Source organism: Leucobacter sp. UT-8R-CII-1-4 (assembly GCF_030010235.1).
Taxonomy (GTDB): Bacteria; Actinomycetota; Actinomycetes; order Actinomycetales; family Microbacteriaceae; genus Leucobacter.
The window spans coordinates 1-1,669 of sequence record NZ_JASCRS010000008.1 but is presented as its reverse complement, the minus strand read 5'-3'; the positions used below and the strand labels follow the sequence as shown (position 1 = coordinate 1,669).

Annotated in this window: 1 protein-coding gene; it reads left to right on the top strand. The window is 54.8% G+C overall.

Going from position 1 to position 1,669, the window contains the following annotated elements:
• On the top strand, positions 1 to 1,669 hold a 1,669-nt coding region (gene leuA, locus QBL02_RS13785), incomplete at its 3' end, for a 2-isopropylmalate synthase (RefSeq protein WP_282727019.1).

Here is a 1,669-nt window from a genome sequence, read left to right as displayed (position 1 = left end):
ATGAAGAACATGCAGCAGTCGTCGGGTATGCCGGTCCATAAGTATCGTCCGTTTCACGAGATTATTCGGGTTGATTTGCCGGATCGTACGTGGCCTGGGAAGCGGATCACTGAGGCGCCGCGGTGGTGCGCGGTAGATTTGCGTGACGGGAACCAGGCGCTGATTGATCCGATGAGTCCGGAGCGGAAGCGGATCATGTTTGATCTGCTGGTCTCGATGGGGTACAAGGAGATCGAGGTTGGGTTTCCTTCTGCTTCGCAGACGGATTTTGATTTTGTGCGTCAACTCATTGAGGAGAACGCGATTCCTGATGATGTCACGATCCAGGTACTTACCCAGGCGCGTGAGCATCTGATTACTCGCACGTATGAGTCGTTGATCGGTGCGAAGCAGGCGATTGTGCATCTGTATAACTCGACGAGTGTGTTGCAGCGTGATGTGGTGTTCCGTGAGGACAAGGCCGGTATTAAGCAGATCGCGACTGATGGTGCGCGGATGTGTGTCGCGGCTGAAGCGATTTGCCCGGACACGAACATTTTTTATGAGTACTCGCCCGAGTCGTATACCGGTACCGAGCTTGAGTACGCGGTCGAGGTGTGTAACGCGGTGTTGGAAATTTTCCAGCCGACTCCGGATCGTAAGGTGATTATTAATCTTCCGTCAACGGTGGAGATGGCTTCTCCGAATGTGTATGCCGACTCGATTGAGTGGATGGGGAGGCATCTGAATGATCGTGAGAATGTGATTATTTCGTTGCATCCGCATAATGATCGCGGGACCGCGATTGCGGCTGCCGAGCTGGGGTATATGGCTGGTGCTGACCGGATCGAGGGGTGTCTGTTTGGTAATGGTGAGCGGACGGGCAACGTTGATTTGGTGGCGCTTGGTATCAATATGTTCACGCAGGGTGTTGATCCGCAGATTGATTTCTCTCGGTTGGATGAGGTGCGTCGCACGGCTGAGTATTGCAATCAGTTGCCGGTTCCGGAGCGGAGTCCTTGGGCTGGGGATTTGGTGTACACCGCGTTTTCTGGGTCGCATCAGGATGCGATTAAGAAGGGCTTTGAGCGGATGGCGGCTGATGCTGAGGCTCGGGGTGTGAGTGTGGATGATTTGGTGTGGGCGGTGCCGTATTTGCCGGTGGATCCGAAGGATTTGGGGCGTTCGTATGAGGCCGTGATCCGGGTGAATTCGCAGTCTGGTAAGGGCGGGGTTGCGTATTTGTTGAAGAGTGATCATTCGTTGGATCTGCCTCGTCGTTTGCAGATTGAGTTCAGTGCTGTGGTGCAGTCGCTGACTGATAGCGAGGGTGGGGAGGTGTCGTCGGATGCGATTTGGCGGATTTTCCAGGATGAGTATTTGCCGGTGACGGATGCTTCGTTTACTCGTTGGGGTCGGTATGAGTTGTTCCGGAGTGTGGCGACGAGTGCTGGGGACGGGGTGACTGAGTTGGTGGTTGATTATCGTGTGGGTGATGAGTCTGCGCGGTTGACGGCTCAGGGCAATGGTCCGGTTGATGCGTTTATTAATGGGTTGAATGGTGCGGGTCATGTGGTGCGGTTGTATGACTATGTGGAGCATGCGATGAGTGGTGGTGGTGATGCGGTTGCGGCTGCGTATGTGGATTTGGAGGTTGATGGGCAGCGTTTGTGGGGCGTCGGCATCGACC